18 protein-coding genes and 3 pseudogenes are annotated in these 16,648 nt (G+C 46.6%); 16 read left to right on the top strand and 5 right to left on the bottom strand.

The features are described 5' to 3' along the window. Positions 1-347 precede the first annotated feature (347 nt). Positions 348-803 carry a hypothetical protein gene (locus CDG62_RS01770; protein ID WP_033917523.1) on the top strand — a complete coding sequence of 152 codons (456 nt, stop codon included), beginning with the start codon at positions 348-350 and terminating at the stop codon, positions 801-803. 57 nt (positions 804-860) lie between these two features. Here CDG62_RS01770 and CDG62_RS01765 read toward each other — a convergent pair whose 3' ends face one another. Beyond that, positions 861-1,394: a DNA cytosine methyltransferase gene (locus CDG62_RS01765; protein ID WP_227520117.1), complete on the bottom strand. Its 534-nt coding sequence runs from the start codon at positions 1,392-1,394 to the stop codon at positions 861-863. A gap of 188 nt (positions 1,395-1,582) precedes the next feature. Here CDG62_RS01765 and CDG62_RS01760 point away from each other — a divergent pair, with 188 nt between their 5' ends. The 5 genes and pseudogenes from CDG62_RS01760 to CDG62_RS01740 all read left to right on the top strand — a co-directional run. Next, positions 1,583-2,329 carry an IS5-like element ISAba31 family transposase gene (locus tag CDG62_RS01760; RefSeq protein WP_005262957.1) on the top strand — a complete coding sequence of 249 codons (747 nt, stop codon included), beginning with the start codon at positions 1,583-1,585 and terminating at the stop codon, positions 2,327-2,329. A gap of 181 nt (positions 2,330-2,510) precedes the next feature. Beyond that, positions 2,511-3,023: a trimethoprim-resistant dihydrofolate reductase DfrA41 gene (dfrA41, locus tag CDG62_RS01755; RefSeq protein ID WP_004729503.1), complete on the top strand. Its 513-nt coding sequence runs from the start codon at positions 2,511-2,513 to the stop codon at positions 3,021-3,023. Positions 3,024-3,046: 23 nt separating this feature from the next. Continuing rightward, positions 3,047-4,096 carry a DUF4105 domain-containing protein gene (locus tag CDG62_RS01750; RefSeq protein ID WP_077170331.1) on the top strand — a complete coding sequence of 350 codons (1,050 nt, stop codon included), beginning with the start codon at positions 3,047-3,049 and terminating at the stop codon, positions 4,094-4,096. 102 nt (positions 4,097-4,198) lie between these two features. After that, positions 4,199-4,660 (top strand): META domain-containing protein, encoded by a 462-nt coding sequence (locus tag CDG62_RS01745; RefSeq protein WP_033917524.1) that lies wholly within the window; start codon positions 4,199-4,201, stop codon positions 4,658-4,660. A 110-nt stretch (positions 4,661-4,770) separates the two neighbouring features. Next, a pseudogene (locus CDG62_RS01740) lies at positions 4,771-4,881 on the top strand (peptide-methionine (S)-S-oxide reductase); the annotation flags it as partial. On the opposite strand, the pseudogene CDG62_RS01735 reads toward CDG62_RS01740, so the two are convergent. Further along, positions 4,879-5,565 (bottom strand): annotated as a pseudogene (locus CDG62_RS01735) (DNA cytosine methyltransferase); the annotation flags it as partial. The pseudogenes CDG62_RS01740 and CDG62_RS01735 overlap by 3 nt on opposite strands. Positions 5,566-5,670: 105 nt before the next feature. Then, positions 5,671-6,558, bottom strand: coding sequence for a DNA cytosine methyltransferase (locus CDG62_RS01730; protein WP_052146695.1), 888 nt, complete (start codon positions 6,556-6,558; stop codon positions 5,671-5,673). 75 nt (positions 6,559-6,633) lie between these two features. On the opposite strand from CDG62_RS01730, the gene CDG62_RS01725 reads away from it, so the two are divergent. After that, positions 6,634-6,780: a transposase gene (locus CDG62_RS01725; protein ID WP_005028587.1), complete on the top strand. Its 147-nt coding sequence runs from the start codon at positions 6,634-6,636 to the stop codon at positions 6,778-6,780. Continuing rightward, positions 6,777-7,715 (top strand): annotated as a pseudogene (locus CDG62_RS01720) (IS5 family transposase). The gene CDG62_RS01725 and the pseudogene CDG62_RS01720 overlap by 4 nt, the downstream one beginning before the upstream one ends. A 195-nt stretch (positions 7,716-7,910) precedes the next feature. On the opposite strand, the gene gorA reads toward CDG62_RS01720, so the two are convergent. Together gorA and CDG62_RS01705 are read right to left on the bottom strand one after the other, a co-directional pair. Continuing rightward, the gene (gene gorA / locus CDG62_RS01715; RefSeq protein WP_002122354.1) at positions 7,911-9,263 is read right to left on the bottom strand and encodes a glutathione-disulfide reductase; all 1,353 of its coding nucleotides are present in this window, start codon (positions 9,261-9,263) and stop codon (positions 7,911-7,913) included. 78 nt (positions 9,264-9,341) lie between these two features. Continuing rightward, positions 9,342-10,507 (bottom strand): IS3-like element ISAba22 family transposase gene (locus CDG62_RS01705; RefSeq protein ID WP_085944217.1). Its coding sequence is split into 2 segments (ribosomal slippage): positions 9,342-10,249 and positions 10,249-10,507, totalling 1,167 coding nucleotides; the frame shifts between segments, so codons are not numbered across the junction. 90 nt (positions 10,508-10,597) lie between these two features. On the opposite strand from CDG62_RS01705, the gene istB reads away from it, so the two are divergent. The 8 genes from istB (at position 10,598) to CDG62_RS01665 (ending at position 16,634) form a co-directional block, all read left to right on the top strand. Continuing rightward, complete coding sequence (istB, locus tag CDG62_RS01700) at positions 10,598-11,356, top strand: IS21-like element ISPst3 family helper ATPase IstB (RefSeq protein ID WP_074964445.1); 759 nt, start codon at positions 10,598-10,600, stop codon at positions 11,354-11,356. A 520-nt stretch (positions 11,357-11,876) separates the two neighbouring features. Then, entirely contained in the window at positions 11,877-12,320 is a 444-nt protein-coding gene (gene msrB / locus CDG62_RS01695; RefSeq protein WP_003464965.1) for a peptide-methionine (R)-S-oxide reductase MsrB, read from the top strand. A 1-nt stretch (position 12,321) separates the two neighbouring features. Continuing rightward, positions 12,322-12,861 carry a peptide-methionine (S)-S-oxide reductase MsrA gene (gene msrA / locus CDG62_RS01690; RefSeq protein ID WP_003464967.1) on the top strand — a complete coding sequence of 180 codons (540 nt, stop codon included), beginning with the start codon at positions 12,322-12,324 and terminating at the stop codon, positions 12,859-12,861. Between the two features lie 140 nt (positions 12,862-13,001). Further along, positions 13,002-13,706: a glutathione S-transferase N-terminal domain-containing protein gene (locus tag CDG62_RS01685; protein WP_005006007.1), complete on the top strand. Its 705-nt coding sequence runs from the start codon at positions 13,002-13,004 to the stop codon at positions 13,704-13,706. Then, positions 13,703-14,671 (top strand): magnesium and cobalt transport protein CorA, encoded by a 969-nt coding sequence (locus tag CDG62_RS01680; RefSeq protein ID WP_002118270.1) that lies wholly within the window; start codon positions 13,703-13,705, stop codon positions 14,669-14,671. Before CDG62_RS01685 ends, CDG62_RS01680 begins: the two co-directional genes overlap by 4 nt. A gap of 91 nt (positions 14,672-14,762) precedes the next feature. Next, positions 14,763-15,071, top strand: coding sequence for a hypothetical protein (locus tag CDG62_RS01675; protein ID WP_005006003.1), 309 nt, complete (start codon positions 14,763-14,765; stop codon positions 15,069-15,071). Between the two features lie 45 nt (positions 15,072-15,116). Further along, the gene (locus CDG62_RS01670) at positions 15,117-16,130 is read left to right on the top strand and encodes a zinc-binding alcohol dehydrogenase family protein (RefSeq protein ID WP_002118279.1); all 1,014 of its coding nucleotides are present in this window, start codon (positions 15,117-15,119) and stop codon (positions 16,128-16,130) included. Between the two features lie 72 nt (positions 16,131-16,202). Next, entirely contained in the window at positions 16,203-16,634 is a 432-nt protein-coding gene (locus CDG62_RS01665; RefSeq protein ID WP_005006001.1) for a GlcG/HbpS family heme-binding protein, read from the top strand. Positions 16,635-16,648: the final 14 nt, after the last annotated feature.

The raw sequence follows: 16,648 nt of genomic DNA, 5'->3' as shown, positions 1-16,648 counted from the left end.
TTATATTAAATCTATTAGCCACAAAAACTTTATCAAAAAACTTTTTTTCGTTAATTTATTTGTTTAATGCACTGATCAAATTAAATGTGAGTGACTTGGACCTATCTAATCGTATGAAACTGAGTGTTACTGAAGTTGGACATCTATATTCACTTGAATACACAACCAAGATTGAAGTGCTGGAAGAAGCATTTTTAGCATTAGGACTTTGGATCTTCAGGTTATTTAATTAACTTCTACCCTTTTGACCTAGCCTAGCTAGGTTTTTTTTTGAAAAAATTTTAAAGCCCAAACAGTCTTTAAAATGAATACATCAAGCTCATTGCTTAAAACCTGGAGTATTCAAGATGTATCTACGCTACACGATGTTTAAAACAGATGGAGAAAAAGTCCTTAGTTCGCACGGCATTGGGTTAAGCAACTGCTTTATTTACCATGCAGCGGAAATACTCTACAAAGAGGTTCAAAATTCTGCATCTTTTGACCGTTACATTGAGAGATTATCAAAGTGTAATACGATCAAATACAACCACGAACGACACGGCGACAAAGCACGTATTGTCTATTTTGCACCTGAAGATCTAACGCGTGTCTCTTACAGTACAACATATAGCGAACGGGTTGAAAATGCCAATATCGATAGCTTTGACTTGATTACCCTGTACGCTGAGTACAAAACTATTTTTAGTTGTATCTATTTTGATATATCAACGAATACCTGGTCTGTACGTACATACACTGATGTATTAACATCAATGGGCATGTTAAAGCCACCAGTAGCACAGTTAGCATTTGCAATATAAGAGCCCCTGAAAAGTCTTATACCCACCTAGCATTGACCAATCAATGCTAGGTTTTTTTTACGATGCAATTTGATATTTCATTTCATGTTTAAAGTTTGCTTTGACAAGTGCATGGGATAGATCTGGAGGTACTGAGTTACCTACCATTCTGTATTGCTCAGTTTTCGTCAGCTTAATTTTTTGGTTATTTTCATCTACACCATGAGTAAAGATGTAATTGCTTGGAAAGCCCTGAGCCTTATACAACTCAAATGGTTGAATCATCCTAAAACCAATGTCTTCAATATAATAATGTTCATTATTGATTTCGATTAAGCCGAAACGTTCAAACAAGTCATTCTTAAAGTTGAATTGCCCGGTAAATTTCAAAAGTAGCGCACGTACTTCCGCAAACTGATTCACGGTCGTTAACGTGTGAAATGGTTCTGATAGCTCTTGGCCAGTGCACCCCTTTTTCATTTTAGATAGGTGACACACGTATAGCGCATGTGTACCGCCTTTTGTTTCTGCTGTAATTGTACGTAATGGCTCATTTATTGGCATGGATCTACGACTTGAACCATTGGCACACTCAGTAAGAATTGGCGCCACATTGTCCACGATGTAAGGTTTTGGGTTGTGAACGATATATTTTAAAATCCCCCTCACAATTCGCTCTAATGTAGCTGGTGCTAAAGGTTTTTTACGCTTGAATATGCTTAGGGTGTGTTGACACTTTTAGTTTAAAAAAATAGCGAAGTAGTAAAATCAAATCGCCAAACCCAATTTTACTATTCGCTATGCCTCGTACCATGCTGACAGATCAACACTGGCAAAAGTTGAAAGTTATTCTGCGTAATTTATCCATTCACCACAACTCAAATTTACGCAATTTTATTGAAGCTATTCTCTATAGAATTAGAACAGGCTGTCCGTGGCGAGATATTCCTTCTTGTTTTGGTCATTCCAACTCTATTTTCAAACGTTTTAATCGTTGGTCAAGCAGCGGTAAGTTACTTAGATTATTCAAATTACTAGCCTCATGCCCCGATATGGAGTGGATTTTTATTGATGGCTCTCATGTACGTGCTCATCAACATTCTGCCGGTATAGCGAATCAATCTATTTCTAAAAGTGTAGGAGGAAACTCCTCAAAAATACATTTGATTGTTGATGCACATGGCAATCCTATTGATTTCATGATTACCGATGGAACCACACATGATGTTAAAGTTGCACCTGATTTAATATCAACATTAGATTTAAAAGAGACAAAAGTGGTATGTGCAGATAAAGGCTATGATTCAGAACCACTGCGTGAACAGATCAGGAAAACAGGGACTAAAGCGAATATACCAAAGAAAACAAATAGCCAATCGAACAATGACCATATGGACTGGTATTTATATAAAATCAGGCATTTAGTTGAAAATATGTTTTGTAGATTAAAGCAATTTAGAGGAATAGCTACTCGATATGACAAGCTCAAAAGAAATTATCAAAGTTCTGTTGCTTTAGCCTGTATATTTTTATGGCTACCTTTATAGGGTTAATTATGAACAGTAAATGTCAACAGACCCTACTTAAAAATTCTTTAGCTTTAATGGATTTTTAAATTAAGCTGAAATTAGCTTTATTTTCCTTTATAGTTACCATGACCAAATCCTGCTTTTTATAAAGCGGGATTTTGTTATATGTGATATTCAATATGTTCCGGACAATTAAGTTATGACTTTCCAAAGTTTTGAAGTAGTACATGTGGTTGCTATGGACAACCAACGTTGTATTGGTAAGGATAACGATCTGCCTTGGCATATTTCTGCTGATTTAAAACACTTTAAAGAAATTACCCAAGGTGGGGTAATTATCCTTGGTCGTAAAAATTTTGATTCGATTGGTCGTCCGCTTCCTAAACGTGTAAATTGGGTAATTACTCGAAACCATAATTGGAATTTTGACGGCGTTAAAGTTGCACATTCAATCGAAGAAGCCTTAGAGAAATCTATTCCTGACGTTCAAGCATCAGAGAAACCAAATACAATTTTTATTATTGGTGGTGGTGAGATTTTCAAGCAAACCATCAATATTGTGGATCGACTAGAGCTTACTCATGTTGATTTAAATGTTGAAGGTGATATTTTTTATCCTAAAATTCCAAATGATTTTGTGAAGATAGCGTCAGAACAACATATTGATGACAAAACCGGCATTGCTTTTGAGTTCGCAACCTACAGAAAATAAAACCTATTTCTCATGAAAAAGTGATGATGCAGGGACGCGAATATATCTCCAGACATTGGAGTCTGTGGCTGCTGGGCAGCCTGTTTACTTTATTCGTCATTCTGTCGAGCCTGTGGCTCAGCCTCATGCTGTGGGTTCATCTTCCCATCGGCAAAATCGGCAGCTTGATACTGATTGGACTCTGGCTGACCTTTGCGCTGGTCGTTCTCGGGATTTATTTCACCCGGCATCTGATCTCCCGCCAAGTGGATAGCGTTCTTTATCTTCTGGCCTTTTTATTCTGTTTGCTAGGATATTTCAGTCTGGAAGCGCGTCAGGATCGAGAGTGGAATCCTGAGGTTTCCCAGCTTCTGCATTATGAGCAGCAAGGCGATCAGGTTACCTTACACAATATCCGCAACTTTGACTGGCAGGCCGATGGTCGCTATATCGAACGCTGGGAAAGCCGCAGTTTTGATCTGAATCAGATTACTGGCGTGAACATCATTACTTCCTACTGGATGGGGCCTAAAATTGCCCATACCCTGGTCAGCTTCGATTTTGCCAATCAAAAGCCACTCACCTTCTCGATTGAAATCCGCAAGGAAAAGAATGAAGAGTTTTCAGCGATTGGTGGCTTTTTCCGAAAATATGAACTGAGTCTGGTCGCATCGGATGAAAAGGATATTGTCTATACCCGTAGCAATGTCCGTGGTGAACAGGTCTATTTTTTCCCAGTCAAAATGCCGCAAGCTCAGGCTAAAGCGCTATTCAAGGAATATCTGCGTCAGGCCGATGAGCTGGCCCAAAAGCCAAAATGGTACAATACCCTGACCAGTAATTGCACCACACTAGTCTTTGATATGGTTCAGGCGATATCGCAACAACAGCTACCCTCAGATTACCGGTTGCTGGCCTCCGGCTATTTACCGAATTATCTCTATGATCTTAAAGTACTAGAACAGTCTTGGGATATGCACACTTGGTATCAACGGGCACATGTCAATCCACGGGTAGAACGCACCGCTAATCTCTCCAGTCAGGACTATTCACGCCTGATCCGGCAGGGCCTACCAAAACCCGACATGCGATAACTGTGTAGCAAATCCACTTCAATAAAGATACAAAATCAACTGGAACCTTGATCATTTTTTTGTTTATATACAAATAGCTAGTCAATGATCAGAGTATCTCTCATGCTAAAAAAATTAACTGCAATCGCGATTTTAGGCTCGGTTCTAACGGTCATGGGCTGCGAAACTGTGCCCAATACAGCCACGACACAAACCGCGAATCATTTACAACTTTTGCAAAATCGTACTTGGATTGCGACCCAGATTGGTAATACTGAAATCAAGACTGCGCCAACCGCACGCAATGTTCCGAGTCTGCAATTTGATGCCAGTACCCAGCGCGTTTCAGGTTCAGATAGCTGTAACCGGATTATGGGCAGCTACACAGCAGCAAAAGATACGCTGACCCTGAGTCAAATGGCTACTACCCGTATGGCTTGCATGAACAACGATCAGCTTGATCAGAAATTTAATGAAGCTTTAGCTAAAGTGACGCATTATCAGGTATTTGCTAAAACCTTAAAATTACTGGATCGCCATGGAAATCTCTTGATCCAGCTGGAAAGTGCTGTTCAGCCGCGTTAATACTTCCCTACAAAAAGCCTGTATGGACAGGCTTTTTTATCTTTCATACTGATGAGCTGGAATTTAACCATCAGCCCGATTGAGTTATTTAATTGAATGAGGAATCAACCATGCAACAGGCACTTTTCGGTGGGGGATGCTTTTGGTGTACTGAAGCCGTATTTTTACAGATTCAGGGAGTTCAGCAAGTCGTCAGCGGTTACGCAGGTGGGCACACAACTTAAACATTCATAATTAAGGTCCACACATTGAGCAGCTGTCTTCCATGGTTGTTTTTTCGTTTTTTGAGGTGCAAAAAAGTCAAATTCAGCATGTGTGGGTTCTGGCCAGACGATCGGTAAATTGTCACGCCGAGCAATTAAGAAAAATCTATTTCTCAATGTCGGTGCACCATAGTCGCATGCTCGTAGTTCACGATATTCGACCGTGTACCCTTGGTACCTGAGCGCATTCACGAAACAGTTAAACGTTCGCCCTTTCCGCTTTAAAATCGGTTTACCGTTCTTATCCAAATCACCCCATTCAACAAACTCAACCACGTTTTCAAGCATGATGATTCGTGGTCGAACTGTTGCAGCCCACCTTAAAGCAATCCAAGCTAAACCGCGGATCTTCTTGTTTAACGGCTTGCCACCTTTCGCACGGCTATGATGTTTACAGTCTGGACTAAGCCAAACCAAGCCAACAGGTTGATTGCCCGTAATCTTTACAGGGTTAACATCCCAAACACTCTCGCAGTAGTGCTTTGTTTTTGGATGATTGATGCGATGCATGGCCAAGGCTTTCGGATCATGATTAATTGCAATATCAATCGGTCTACCGAACGCACGTTCTAAACCAGTTGATGTACCGCCACCGCCAGCAAAGTTATCAACGATTAATTCATGTGGAAGCAAGTTATACATAGAAATTCCCTCTTACAAATGCCCCTTTATGGCTTAGATCTCTTAATTCATGCGGTACATCTTCTGGAGACAGATACCTATAAGCATGAATAACCTTGCTCAGATTCATACAGCCACCCCCATGCTTTCAACGGCACTTTCTAATGTTTGATGTGCTGAATAATCATCACAGTCGTAATAATCGTCATCGATCAAATTAGAGATGTCGTAGTCACTCAAACCGCTATTTAAACAGCGACTCAAAAGCTCAGGATCTAAACGATCATACTTGTTGCAAATCGTCATTAACGAATTGCTATGTGCGTTGTTTGCCGTGAAAAATGAGTATGCAAAACCTTCAGGCGTTACGCTTCTAGCATTCTTAGTCGCAATACTATTGCCACCGTATAGGCGGTGCATTTTAGAGCCCTCAACAGGTTCAACAGGTGCAATTGGTAGGTCGGCATTGAAACGGCCCCACAATAATGTTTTCTTTGTGTATGTATCACCAAAATGAAACGGATCAAACGACAGACGCCACGGCGACAACCCGGTTAAGCTCGCAATACGCCCTACTGGATTCTCAATTGCCCAAATATTCGGTTTAAAAAATTCAATTGTTCTTAAAGTTTGGTACACCAGCTCAATACTGCTTAACGTGCGACCATCAGCATCTTTGGCGGTAAAATGTCTTGCACCAGAAACAGCAAAGTCAGTACATGGGCATGCAGCTAAAATCGCATGAACGTCCAAACCATCAAAGCATGCAAAAAGCTCGTTAAAGAATTCCACGCTGAAGTTATTAATATCGCCAAAATAAGGATCTGCCTGTATATCAAAGCGAAATACTTGATAGCCAGCATCAACCCATGGTTGAGACCATGTGCCAGACAAATCAAAAAGAGAAATGACAATTTTTTGGTTGTTTTGGTTGCGGATCGTTGGATCTAGATATTGGTTAAACGCAACGTTTTTCCATTGTTCTAAACGCTCTAATGCGGAAGATCTGGACATCCAGCCATTTGATGTGTGCTGAAAAAACAGGAGGTTTTAACTTGGTAAACTAAACACACTCATCAGGAGTTTACCATGAGCAAGAAACACAAGACTTACACCACAGAATTTAAAGCTGAAGCCATCAAATTAATTGAAGCCAATCAAGGCAATGTCTCGGAAACGGCTTTGTTGCACAAACCTATCTGTAAAGGGTTTTTCAGCGATATAATTTTCAAATGAAGAAGCCTACACACAAAATCTACCGCACAACCAATTGGCCCGCATATAACCGAGCACTCATGAGTCGCGGAAATATTGCCATTTGGTTTGATCCTGCTACGCAATGGTATGCGCCATCAAAAGGCAAACAAGGGCGAAATCAAACCTACTCCGACGCAGCCATCCAATGCTGCTTAATGATTAAATCCTTATTCCGTCTGTCTTTACGTATGGTTACTGGCTTTGTGCAAAGTCTGATTAAACTTTGCGGATTAAATTGGATAGCTCCAGATTACACCACGCTTTGTAGAAGACAAAAGCATATTGATATTGCAATTAGCTACCAAAAAAGTAGCGATGGACTGCATCTACTCATGGACTCTACAGGCATGAAGTTTCTAGGTGAGGGCGAATGGAAACGCAAGAAACATGGACCTGAATTTCGTCGCCAATGGCTTAAATTACATAATTGGTATAGATGATAAAACCCTGCAAATACGAGCAGTTTAGCTTACAACCAATAATGTCAGTGATTCACAGGTGCTTGGTGATTTACTTAATCAGATTCCACAAGATGAGCGGATTGACTCTGTTTATACCGATGGAGCTTATGACACCAAGCAATGCCGTCAGGTCATTGCAGATCGGCAAGCGCATGCAATGATTCCACCTAGAAAAAAATGCGAAACCATGGAAAGATACAAAGAACAAGCAGCTCGCTAGAGCGAAATGAATTACTTCGAACAATTAAAAGTTTAGGCAGGACACTATGGAAAAAATGGTCAGGCTATCATCGGCGAAGTTTGGTTGAAACTAAGATGCATTGCATCAAATTATTAGGAGATAAACTCAGTGCAAGGAGTTTTGATAGCCAAGTGAATGAGATCCATGCACGTGTAGCAGTCCTTAACAGATTTACGGAATTAGGTCGACCACTTACCCAAGTTACGCCTTAAATTTGGCTCAATTAGGGGCGCTTTGCATTTCAAATCTTTGTGCAACAAAGCCGAGCATGTGCTGTTTGTGATAAATTGAGATTATGTTGAGTGAGTTCTCTAATAATCCTAAGTTGTTGAAAGTTCATAATTTGGATATAGAATATAAAAATAAGAGCAAATATATAAATAAATGCTCTTTTAGATGATCAATGATTAACGCATTGTGACGAATTCTTCAGCAGAAGTCGGATGAATTGCTAAAGTGTTATCGAAGTCTTTTTTAGTTGCTCCCATTTTTAAAGCAACAGCAAAGCCTTGCAGAATTTCATCCATACCGTATCCAATACCATGAATTCCGACCACTTTCTCATCAGTTCCTACACAAATTAATTTCATTTTTGTGAGTTGTCGATGTTCTGTTATCGCTGTATACATGGATGTAAAGGAAGAACTATAAATTTTGATGGCATCTTTACCAAATTTTTCTATGGCTTGATCTTCGGTTAATCCAACTGTTCCAATAGGTGGGTGACTAAACACCACAGTCGGAATATTTTCATAATCTAAATGTTCATTTGGCTTATTGTTAAATAAACGTTCAGACAGTCTTCGACCCGCTGCCACAGCAACAGGTGTTAACTCGACTTTACCTGTAATATCACCCACTGCATAAATGCCAGACTGTGTTGTATTTTGATATGCATCAACATGAATAAAGCGATTCTCGTTCAATTGAACTTGAGTCTTATTAAGATTGATCGCTTCAGTTGCAGGTTTTCTACCAATTGCCCAAATCAAGCAATCTACACTATGTTCTGTACCATCTTCTAGGTGTAATACAAGTGAGTTATCTTGAACTTTAGTCACTTTGTTAATCTGACTATGAGTATGCACGTTAATATTTTCACTGCGCATATTCTCTAATAGTGTTTTACCAAGGAAATGATCTAATCCACGCAAAGGCTGATGTTTACGAATAAATAATTGTACATTCGAACCCAATGCATTAAGAACACCTGCCAATTCCACAGCAATATAGCCAGAACCAACAATAGCAGTCCGCTTCGGTAAGTGTTCTAATCCGAAGAAACCATTGGAATCAATACCATATTCAGCACCTTCAATTTCAGGTTTGAATGCTTGAGTCCCCGTAGCAATTAAAATATGGTCAGCTGTGTACGTTTCACCATTTACTTCAATTGTTTGAGCATCTAAAAATTTTGCAAAACCTCGAATGACATCAACATTATTTTTAGCTAGTCCTGTGTCATACGATGTATGTATTCGGCTGATATAGGCTTGTCTGTTTTCAACTAATTTCTTCCAGTTAAAGGATTTCAATTCTGTATTAAAGCCATAGTCAGGACCATATTTATGAATCGCATCGGCAATTTGAGCTGAATACCACATCACTTTTTTAGGAACACATCCTACGTTGACACAGGTTCCACCAATATCACCCATTTCTATCAGTGCACATTTCTTACCATACATGGCAGCACGATTGACTGATGCAATACCGCCACTGCCTCCGCCAATCGCAATATAATCATAGTGTTTAGACATAAATGAAATTCCTGTTTTTTAGATTTAAAAAGTTAATGATATACGCTGAATTATCAGGAGACTTTCCCTTGGGAGATTCTAGGCAGCCAACTTATAAAAGTCTTCGGCCATTTGATTTGGTGTCTTAAAACCCAAACCCTTTTGAATTCTTCGATGATTATAAAATAATTCAATGTATTTTATAATATCTGCTTTGGCTTCTTCTCTGGTTTGATAGTTGTAATGATGCACTAACTCATTTTTCAGTATTCCCCAAAAGCTTTCAATCGGTGCATTATCGTAACAGTCTCCGCGCTTGCTCATTGAACCTTGAAAACCATATTGCTCAAGTATATTTCGATATTCATGGCTGCAATATTGACTTCCTCTGTCTGAATGCACAATCAGTTCTTTGGTTGGTTTTTGATTGTGAATAGCCATATTTAGCGCATTACAAACAAGCTGTGCTGTCATGCGCTCATTTAAGCTATAGCCAACCACTTGTTTCGTGTAAAGGTCTTTTACCGCTGCTAAGTACAGCCATCCTTCAACAGTCCATATGTACGTAATATCACTTGACCATGCTTGATTTGGTCTAGTCATTGAGAATTGTTGCTCCAGCAGGTTTTCATAGATCGCTCGATTATGGTCACTATTCGTAGTCCTTTTAAAACGCTTGTGTCGCTTACAATACAGGTGGTTCAGCGCTTTTATCTGACGTACAGCGTACATACTCATTTTTATGCCCTGAGCTTGTAAGTATTTGGTTAATCGAATATAACCATAGCTCTGCCTTGTCTCCTCATGGGCTATTTTCACCAATATCGTCTGTTGATTTCGTTGAATCGTTCTTTTGCTCACGCCTCTCTTGAGCCAATCATAAAAACATGAAACTGAAACATGAAGTAATCGAGCCATTAAGGTAATTGGAAAAGAATATCTTTTTTGTTTCATATAGGCGTACCTTACTGACTTTCTTTGGCAAAGTACGCTGCTGCCTTTTTTAAAAATTCACGTTCCATTTCAGCTATTTTGAGCTGTTGTTTGAGTTTTTTATTTTCTTCGAGTAGAGCGTTTAGATCAGGTGAATACTGTTTTGTACCTGCTAAAGTTCCAGCCTTTGCTTTGGTATTCCAATTTGAAAGAGTTTGCATTGAAATGCTAAGTTGTCTAGCTGTTTCCGAGACATTGCCTTGATTGGCTTCAATTAATTTGATGGCTTCAGCTTTAAATTCTGTGGTGTAAGTCTTGTGTTTCTTGCTCATGGTAAACTCCTGATGAGTGTGTTTAGTTTACCAAGTTAAAACCTCCTGTTTTTTCAGCACACATCACTCAAGGAGCTGCGCCTGCACGGCATGGCCACGGCCTGGGCGGAGTTGACTGCGCAGGGTGAGTCGAACACAGCCTCGTCCAAGTGGCTGCTCGAACACCTGCTGGAACAAGAGCACACAGATCGCGCCATGCGCTCGGTGAGCCACCAGATGAACATGGCCAAGCTGCCGATGCACCGCGACCTGGCCGGCTTCGACTTCAGCGCCTCCAGCGCAGACGCTCGTTTGATCAGCGAACTGGCCAGTCTGGCCTTTACCGACACCGCGCAGAACGTGGTGCTGATCGGTGGGCCTGGCACCGGTAAAACCCACCTGGCCACTGCGCTGGCCGTGTCCGGCATCACCCGGCACGGCAAGCGCGTGCGCTTCTACTCCACGGTCGATCTGGTCAATCTGCTGGAGCGCGAAAAGCACGACGGCAAAGCCGGGCGGATCGCCCAAGCTCTGCTGCGCATGGATCTGGTCATCCTCGACGAACTGGGTTATCTGCCCTTCAGCCAGGCCGGCGGTGCGTTGCTGTTTCACCTGCTATCCAAGCTGTACGAACACACCAGCGTGGTGATCACCACCAACCTGAGCTTCGCCGAATGGTCGAGCGTGTTCGGCGACGCCAAGATGACCACCGCCCTGCTGGATCGGCTGACCCACCACTGCCACATCGTCGAAACCGGTAACGAGTCCTATCGCCTGCAACACAGTAGCTTGGCGGCCCAGGCCAAGATCAAATCACGGGAGCGAAAGCGTAAGGGCGGCCAGGAACCGGAGGACGATGAGCCGTTCTGATTTCATGGCGACGACGGCCTGCTACATGGCTGCGTGTGGCAGGTCTTAAACAACTGAACTGGGCTAGCGAAGGAGTGGGGGCAACAGCAGCTGCGCTGGTAGACTTATCCACAGTTGCTGGTAACAAAATCAGCAATCCGCCCTGGGTCAAATTTCAATCGGCAGGGTGGGTCAATTTTCCATCAGCGCCAACACACTAAGCAACCATCAGAAAATTTTGACTGTACGCCAAAAAATTCGCATCTACCAGCATCTAAACAGGCGTTGTTGATTATCATAAAACACTGACACTGTATTATATAATCGTGCTTTTGTGTTATTTTTTTAATATTTACTGATTACGTACTTGCTTAACCACTCAGTTGCGCTAGAATTAATAGACGCGAAATTTAAATCTCTAATTTTCCAACACTTAGTAAAACCTCGTTTGCCATCCCACTACCATTGTAGGAGCAAATCAGGAGACATAAAAAATTAGCGGTAGCGTGCCTGGCCCTCTAGATAAGTATTGGAGACTGTAATGAAGTTTGAAAAGTCACAGACAGCAATCGACCACCTGACTCCCGAGCAACACCGAATTACCCAGGAGGCGGGCACCGAAAGGCCCTTCACGGGCGAGTACAACGACAACAAGGAGCCTGGCATCTACGTCGACATAGTGTCGGGAGAGCCACTGTTCGCTTCGACGGACAAGTTCGATTCGGGTACTGGCTGGCCCAGCTTCACCAAGCCGATCGTTTCGGCAAACGTGAACGAGGTGCGGGACAGCGCACACGGCATGGTCCGGACGGAGGTCAGGTCAGTACACGCAGACAGTCATCTCGGCCATGTGTTCCCCGATGGTCCTTCCGACCGCGGCGGTCTGCGGTACTGCATCAACTCAGCGTCCCTTCGCTTCATCCCGCGCGACGAGATGGAGTCCGAGGGATACGGTGAATATCTCGATCAAGTAGAGGAGGCTTAACATGCATCAGCGCGCTGTTCTCGCAGGAGGATGTTTCTGGGGCATGCAGGATCTGATCCGCAAGCGGCCCGGCATCATCTCGACCCGTGTGGGTTACACGGGCGGCGATATTCCGAACGCCACGTATCGTAATCACGGCACGCATGCCGAGGGGATCGAGATTGTCTTCGACCCGACAGTGACGAGCTACCGGAACATCCTGGAATTCTTCTTCCAGATCCACGATCCGACGACGCTGAACCGCCAGGGCAATGATCGTGGGCTCTCCTACCGGTCGGGCATCTATTATGTCGACGAGGAGCAGAAGCGCGTCGCCGAGGATACGATCGCCGATGTGGATGCCTCGGGGCTGTGGGATGGCAAAGTGGTGACCGAGGTCCAGCCGGTCGGCGAGTTCTGGGAGGCCGAGCCCGATCACCAGGATTATCTGGAGAAGCGCCCGGGCGGCTACACCTGCCACTTCGTCCGTCCCGGCTGGGTGCTTCCGAAGCGCCAAAAGGTTGACGACGTACAGCCAGCGGCCGGGACCGCGGCGGAATAGGCTTCACTGCCGTTGCCACTGCGCCGGTCCGGTCCGCAATCTTCGTGACCGCGTCGTTCAGCGACGCGGTCATCGAACCCTACTTCAGAGTGACGGCTCGTTCCAGTCAGTCGCCATCGCAACACCAGGATCGCAGATTTATGCCAGACCTCTCGTCCTTTCCGATCACGCAGCGCTGGCCGGCATCTCATCCCGATCGCCTGCAACTCTACGCAGCCCCTACGCCCAATGGCGTCAAGGTCTCGATCATGCTTGAGGAGACTGGCCTGGCGTACGAGCCCCACCTGATCGACATCTCGAACAACGAGTCGAAGGATCCGGCGTTCGTGTCGCTGAACCCGAACGGACGCATACCGGCGATCATCGATCCGGCTGGCCCTGACGGTAGACCCATCGCCTTATGGGAATCCGGTGCGATCCTCCTCTATCTGGCCGACAAGACGGGTCAGTTCATCTCCACCGAACCAGGCCAGCGTTACGAGACCCTAGCGTGGGTGTTCTTTCAGATGTCGGCCATCGGGCCGATGTTCGGACAGCTAGGCTTTTTCCTGCGATTTGCCGGCAAGGACTATGAGGACAAGCGACCTCGGCAGCGCTTTGTTGATGAATCCAGGCGTCTTCTCGGGGTCCTGGATCACCGGCTGGAGGGCCGCGAATGGATTGTCGATGATTACTCGATCGCGGACATTGCGACGTTTGGCTGGGTGAATGCGCTGGTCGAATTCTACGCAGCGGGCGACATCCTCGGCCTAAGTAGCTATTCGAACGTGCAGGCATGGCTCGAACGCGGGCTGGCGCGACCGGCTGTACAGCGTGGCCTGCGAATTCCTGCGAGGCCTGCATGACCATTATCGCCGCATATTATTACAACGAAGGTAAGCGAGTCCGTGAAATCAGGCTCGATGAGCACGTCGAACTAAACGAGAATCGCTCGGGCTTCTGCTGGATCGCGCTTAGCGAGCCCACCGCAGACGAACTCAGCGCGATCCAGACGACGTATAACCTCCATCCTTTGGCGATCGACAACGCCATGCACCCGCTGTGCCCGCCCAAGCTCGAGGTCTACAACGATGAGTTGTACGTCGTCGCCCAGACCGCCGAGCTGGTCGGCGACCGGATCAGCTACGGCAAGATGGCGATCTTCACCGGTCACAATCACCTTATCACCGTGCGGCACGGCAATGCCGGAGCGCTGGGCAAACTTCGGGAGCAACTCGAGGCATCGCCGACGCAGTTCGGCAAGGGTGTCGACTATGTGCTGCACGCGATCTTGCACCGAGTGGTCGACCAGTATCTGCCCATCTTCGAAATGATCGAGGACGACGTCCTGGCGATGGAGCGACGGTCGCTGCACGATTTCCTCGGGCCAGAAGAGGTGGCGCGAATCTTCGAACTAAGGTCCGAACTCACGCGGTTCCAGCGCACGCTCGGGGCTATGGCCGAGCTGGTGCGAAAGCTCGTTCGCGGCCACTTTCCCTGCATCAGCGCCGAAATGACACCATATTTCCACGACGTCGCGGACCATGTCCACCGCGTGCAGTCCATGGTCGACGGCCTCCTGCTTGTCCTGTCCACGGTCTTCGAGGCCAGCAGCCTTCTGGAAGCGCAAAGGATCGGTGTGGTCACTCGCCAGCTCGCGGCCTGGGCGGCGATCTTGACGGTCCCGACGGCGATCGCCGGAATATATGGCATGAACTTCAAGCACATGCCGGAACTGGACACGCCATATGGCTACTTCGTCGTGCTCGGAGTGATAGCGGTGTTCTGCCTTCTCCTGTTCATGCGCTTCAAGAAGGCCAAGTGGCTATGAGTAACGCACTTCGCGAGCTTCTCCGTCCGCCGAGTCACAGCGCGCTTTGTGCGCGAGCGTGTCCAATCCAGTTCAAGATGAAGGTGCTTCCATGACCTCCCAGGTGACCGACGTTCTAGAAGCAGTCCAGTCATTCATCGCCAACGGCTATGACCGCGAATACCGCGTCAAGGACGGCAATCTCGTCGATCTCGAACTAGGGTCAACCCTCGATGCATGCAGCATTCGCGTCGATGCGGCGTTGCGCCTCGAGAGCGGGGACGACGGCGAAGATGCCTCCAACATCTACGCGATCACCGATCCGGCGACAGAGCATAAAGGCCTGTTGATCGACGTGTTCGATGAAATCTGCTACCGCGACCCAGTTCAAGAGTCGGGACCTCAATGTAGAAGAAGTTGACTAACGAGCATTCGCGTCATCCGATCAAGCAAGCTGGAGACATTTATGAAAGCCATTGGTTACAAGGTTCCGGGACCCATCGCCGCGGATGCCGCGCTGGTCGACATCAATCTGCCTCGGCCTGTCGCTGCAGGATACGATATCCTGGTTGAGGTGAAGGCCGTCTCGGTCAACCCGGTCGACTACAAGGTCCGCAACAGCACGCCGCCGGCAGATGGCGATTGGAAGGTGCTGGGATGGGATGCCGCCGGGATTGTGCGCGAGGTCGGCCCCGACGTCACGCAGTTCGAGTTAGGCGACGAGGTCTATTATGCCGGATCGATCACACGGCCCGGTACCAATGCGGAGTTCCATCTCGTCGACGCCCGGATTGTCGGTCACAAACCTGCGTCGCTCTCCTGGGCGGAAGCGGCGGCGCTGCCGCTGACGACGTTGACGGCCTGGGAGGCGATGTTCGACCGCCTGGACGTGGCGAAGCCCGTACCCGGTGCGGCGGAGGCGATCCTCATCATCGGTGGCGCGGGCGGGGTTGGGTCGATCGCCGTCCAGATCGCGCGACAGCGCACGGACCTCACCGTCATCGCCACAGCCTCTCGACCGGAAACCCAAGAGTGGGTAAGAGGGCTTGGAGCTCACCACGTCATCGACCATTCTCGTCCGCTCGCGCCACAGATCGCCGAACTCGGCATCGGTGCTCCCGCTTTCGTCTTTTCGACCACACATACCGAGCAACATGTCGCCGACATCGCCGAACTGATCGCCCCACAAGGACGGTTCGGACTGATCGACGATCCCAAGGCATTCGATATCATGGTTTTCAAGCGCAAGGCGGTGTCGATCCACCACGAGCTGATGTTCACGCGGTCGATCTACGGCACGCCCGACATGAATGAGCAGGGCGAGATTCTGGATGCGATGGCAGCGCTGGTTGACGACGGCAAAATCCGCACGACGCTGACCCGGCGACTGTCGCCGATCAATGCCGCCAATCTGAAGACGGTGCATGCACTGATCGAAAGTGGCGCGGCTAAAGGCAAGATCGTCCTCGAAGGCTTCTAACGACCGCGATCGCCAAACATCTTGTCCAACCTCAAAAAGCCGAACGGGTTATGCCCCAGCGATGAGAATCCCATGACCAAATCTATTGCCACCGCCTCGATCAACCGCGAAACCGCAGTCGCCCTCATCGACGCGGCGCTCGCTGCGGCCCGTGCCATCGGCATCCCGGCTGCCGTCGCCGTCGTCGACGCCACCGGTAACCTGCGCGCGTTCGAGCGCACCGACGATGCGCCGTTCCTTACCGTCGATGTTGCCATCGACAAGGCCTGGAGTTCCGCCTCGTTTGGGTTCCCGACCCATGTCTGGAACGACTATGTGACCAACGATCCAAAAGTGGCGCCGCTAGCCTATCGCCCTCGGATGGTCGCTGTCGGCGGCGGTTATCCGATTCTGGAGGATGGGAAGTTGATCGGCGGCATAGGCATCTCCGGAGGCAACTATCAGCAGGATCAGGATGCGTGCGTCGAGGCACTCATGAAAATCGGGTTCCAGTTGCCAGCCTGACGACTGTGAGGCCA

It is taken from the genome of Acinetobacter sp. WCHA55, assembly GCF_002165305.2.
In the GTDB taxonomy this organism is placed as follows: Bacteria; Pseudomonadota; Gammaproteobacteria; order Pseudomonadales; family Moraxellaceae; genus Acinetobacter.
The sequence above is the reverse complement of the archived record's forward strand: the minus strand, read 5'-3'. Positions and strand labels throughout refer to the sequence as shown.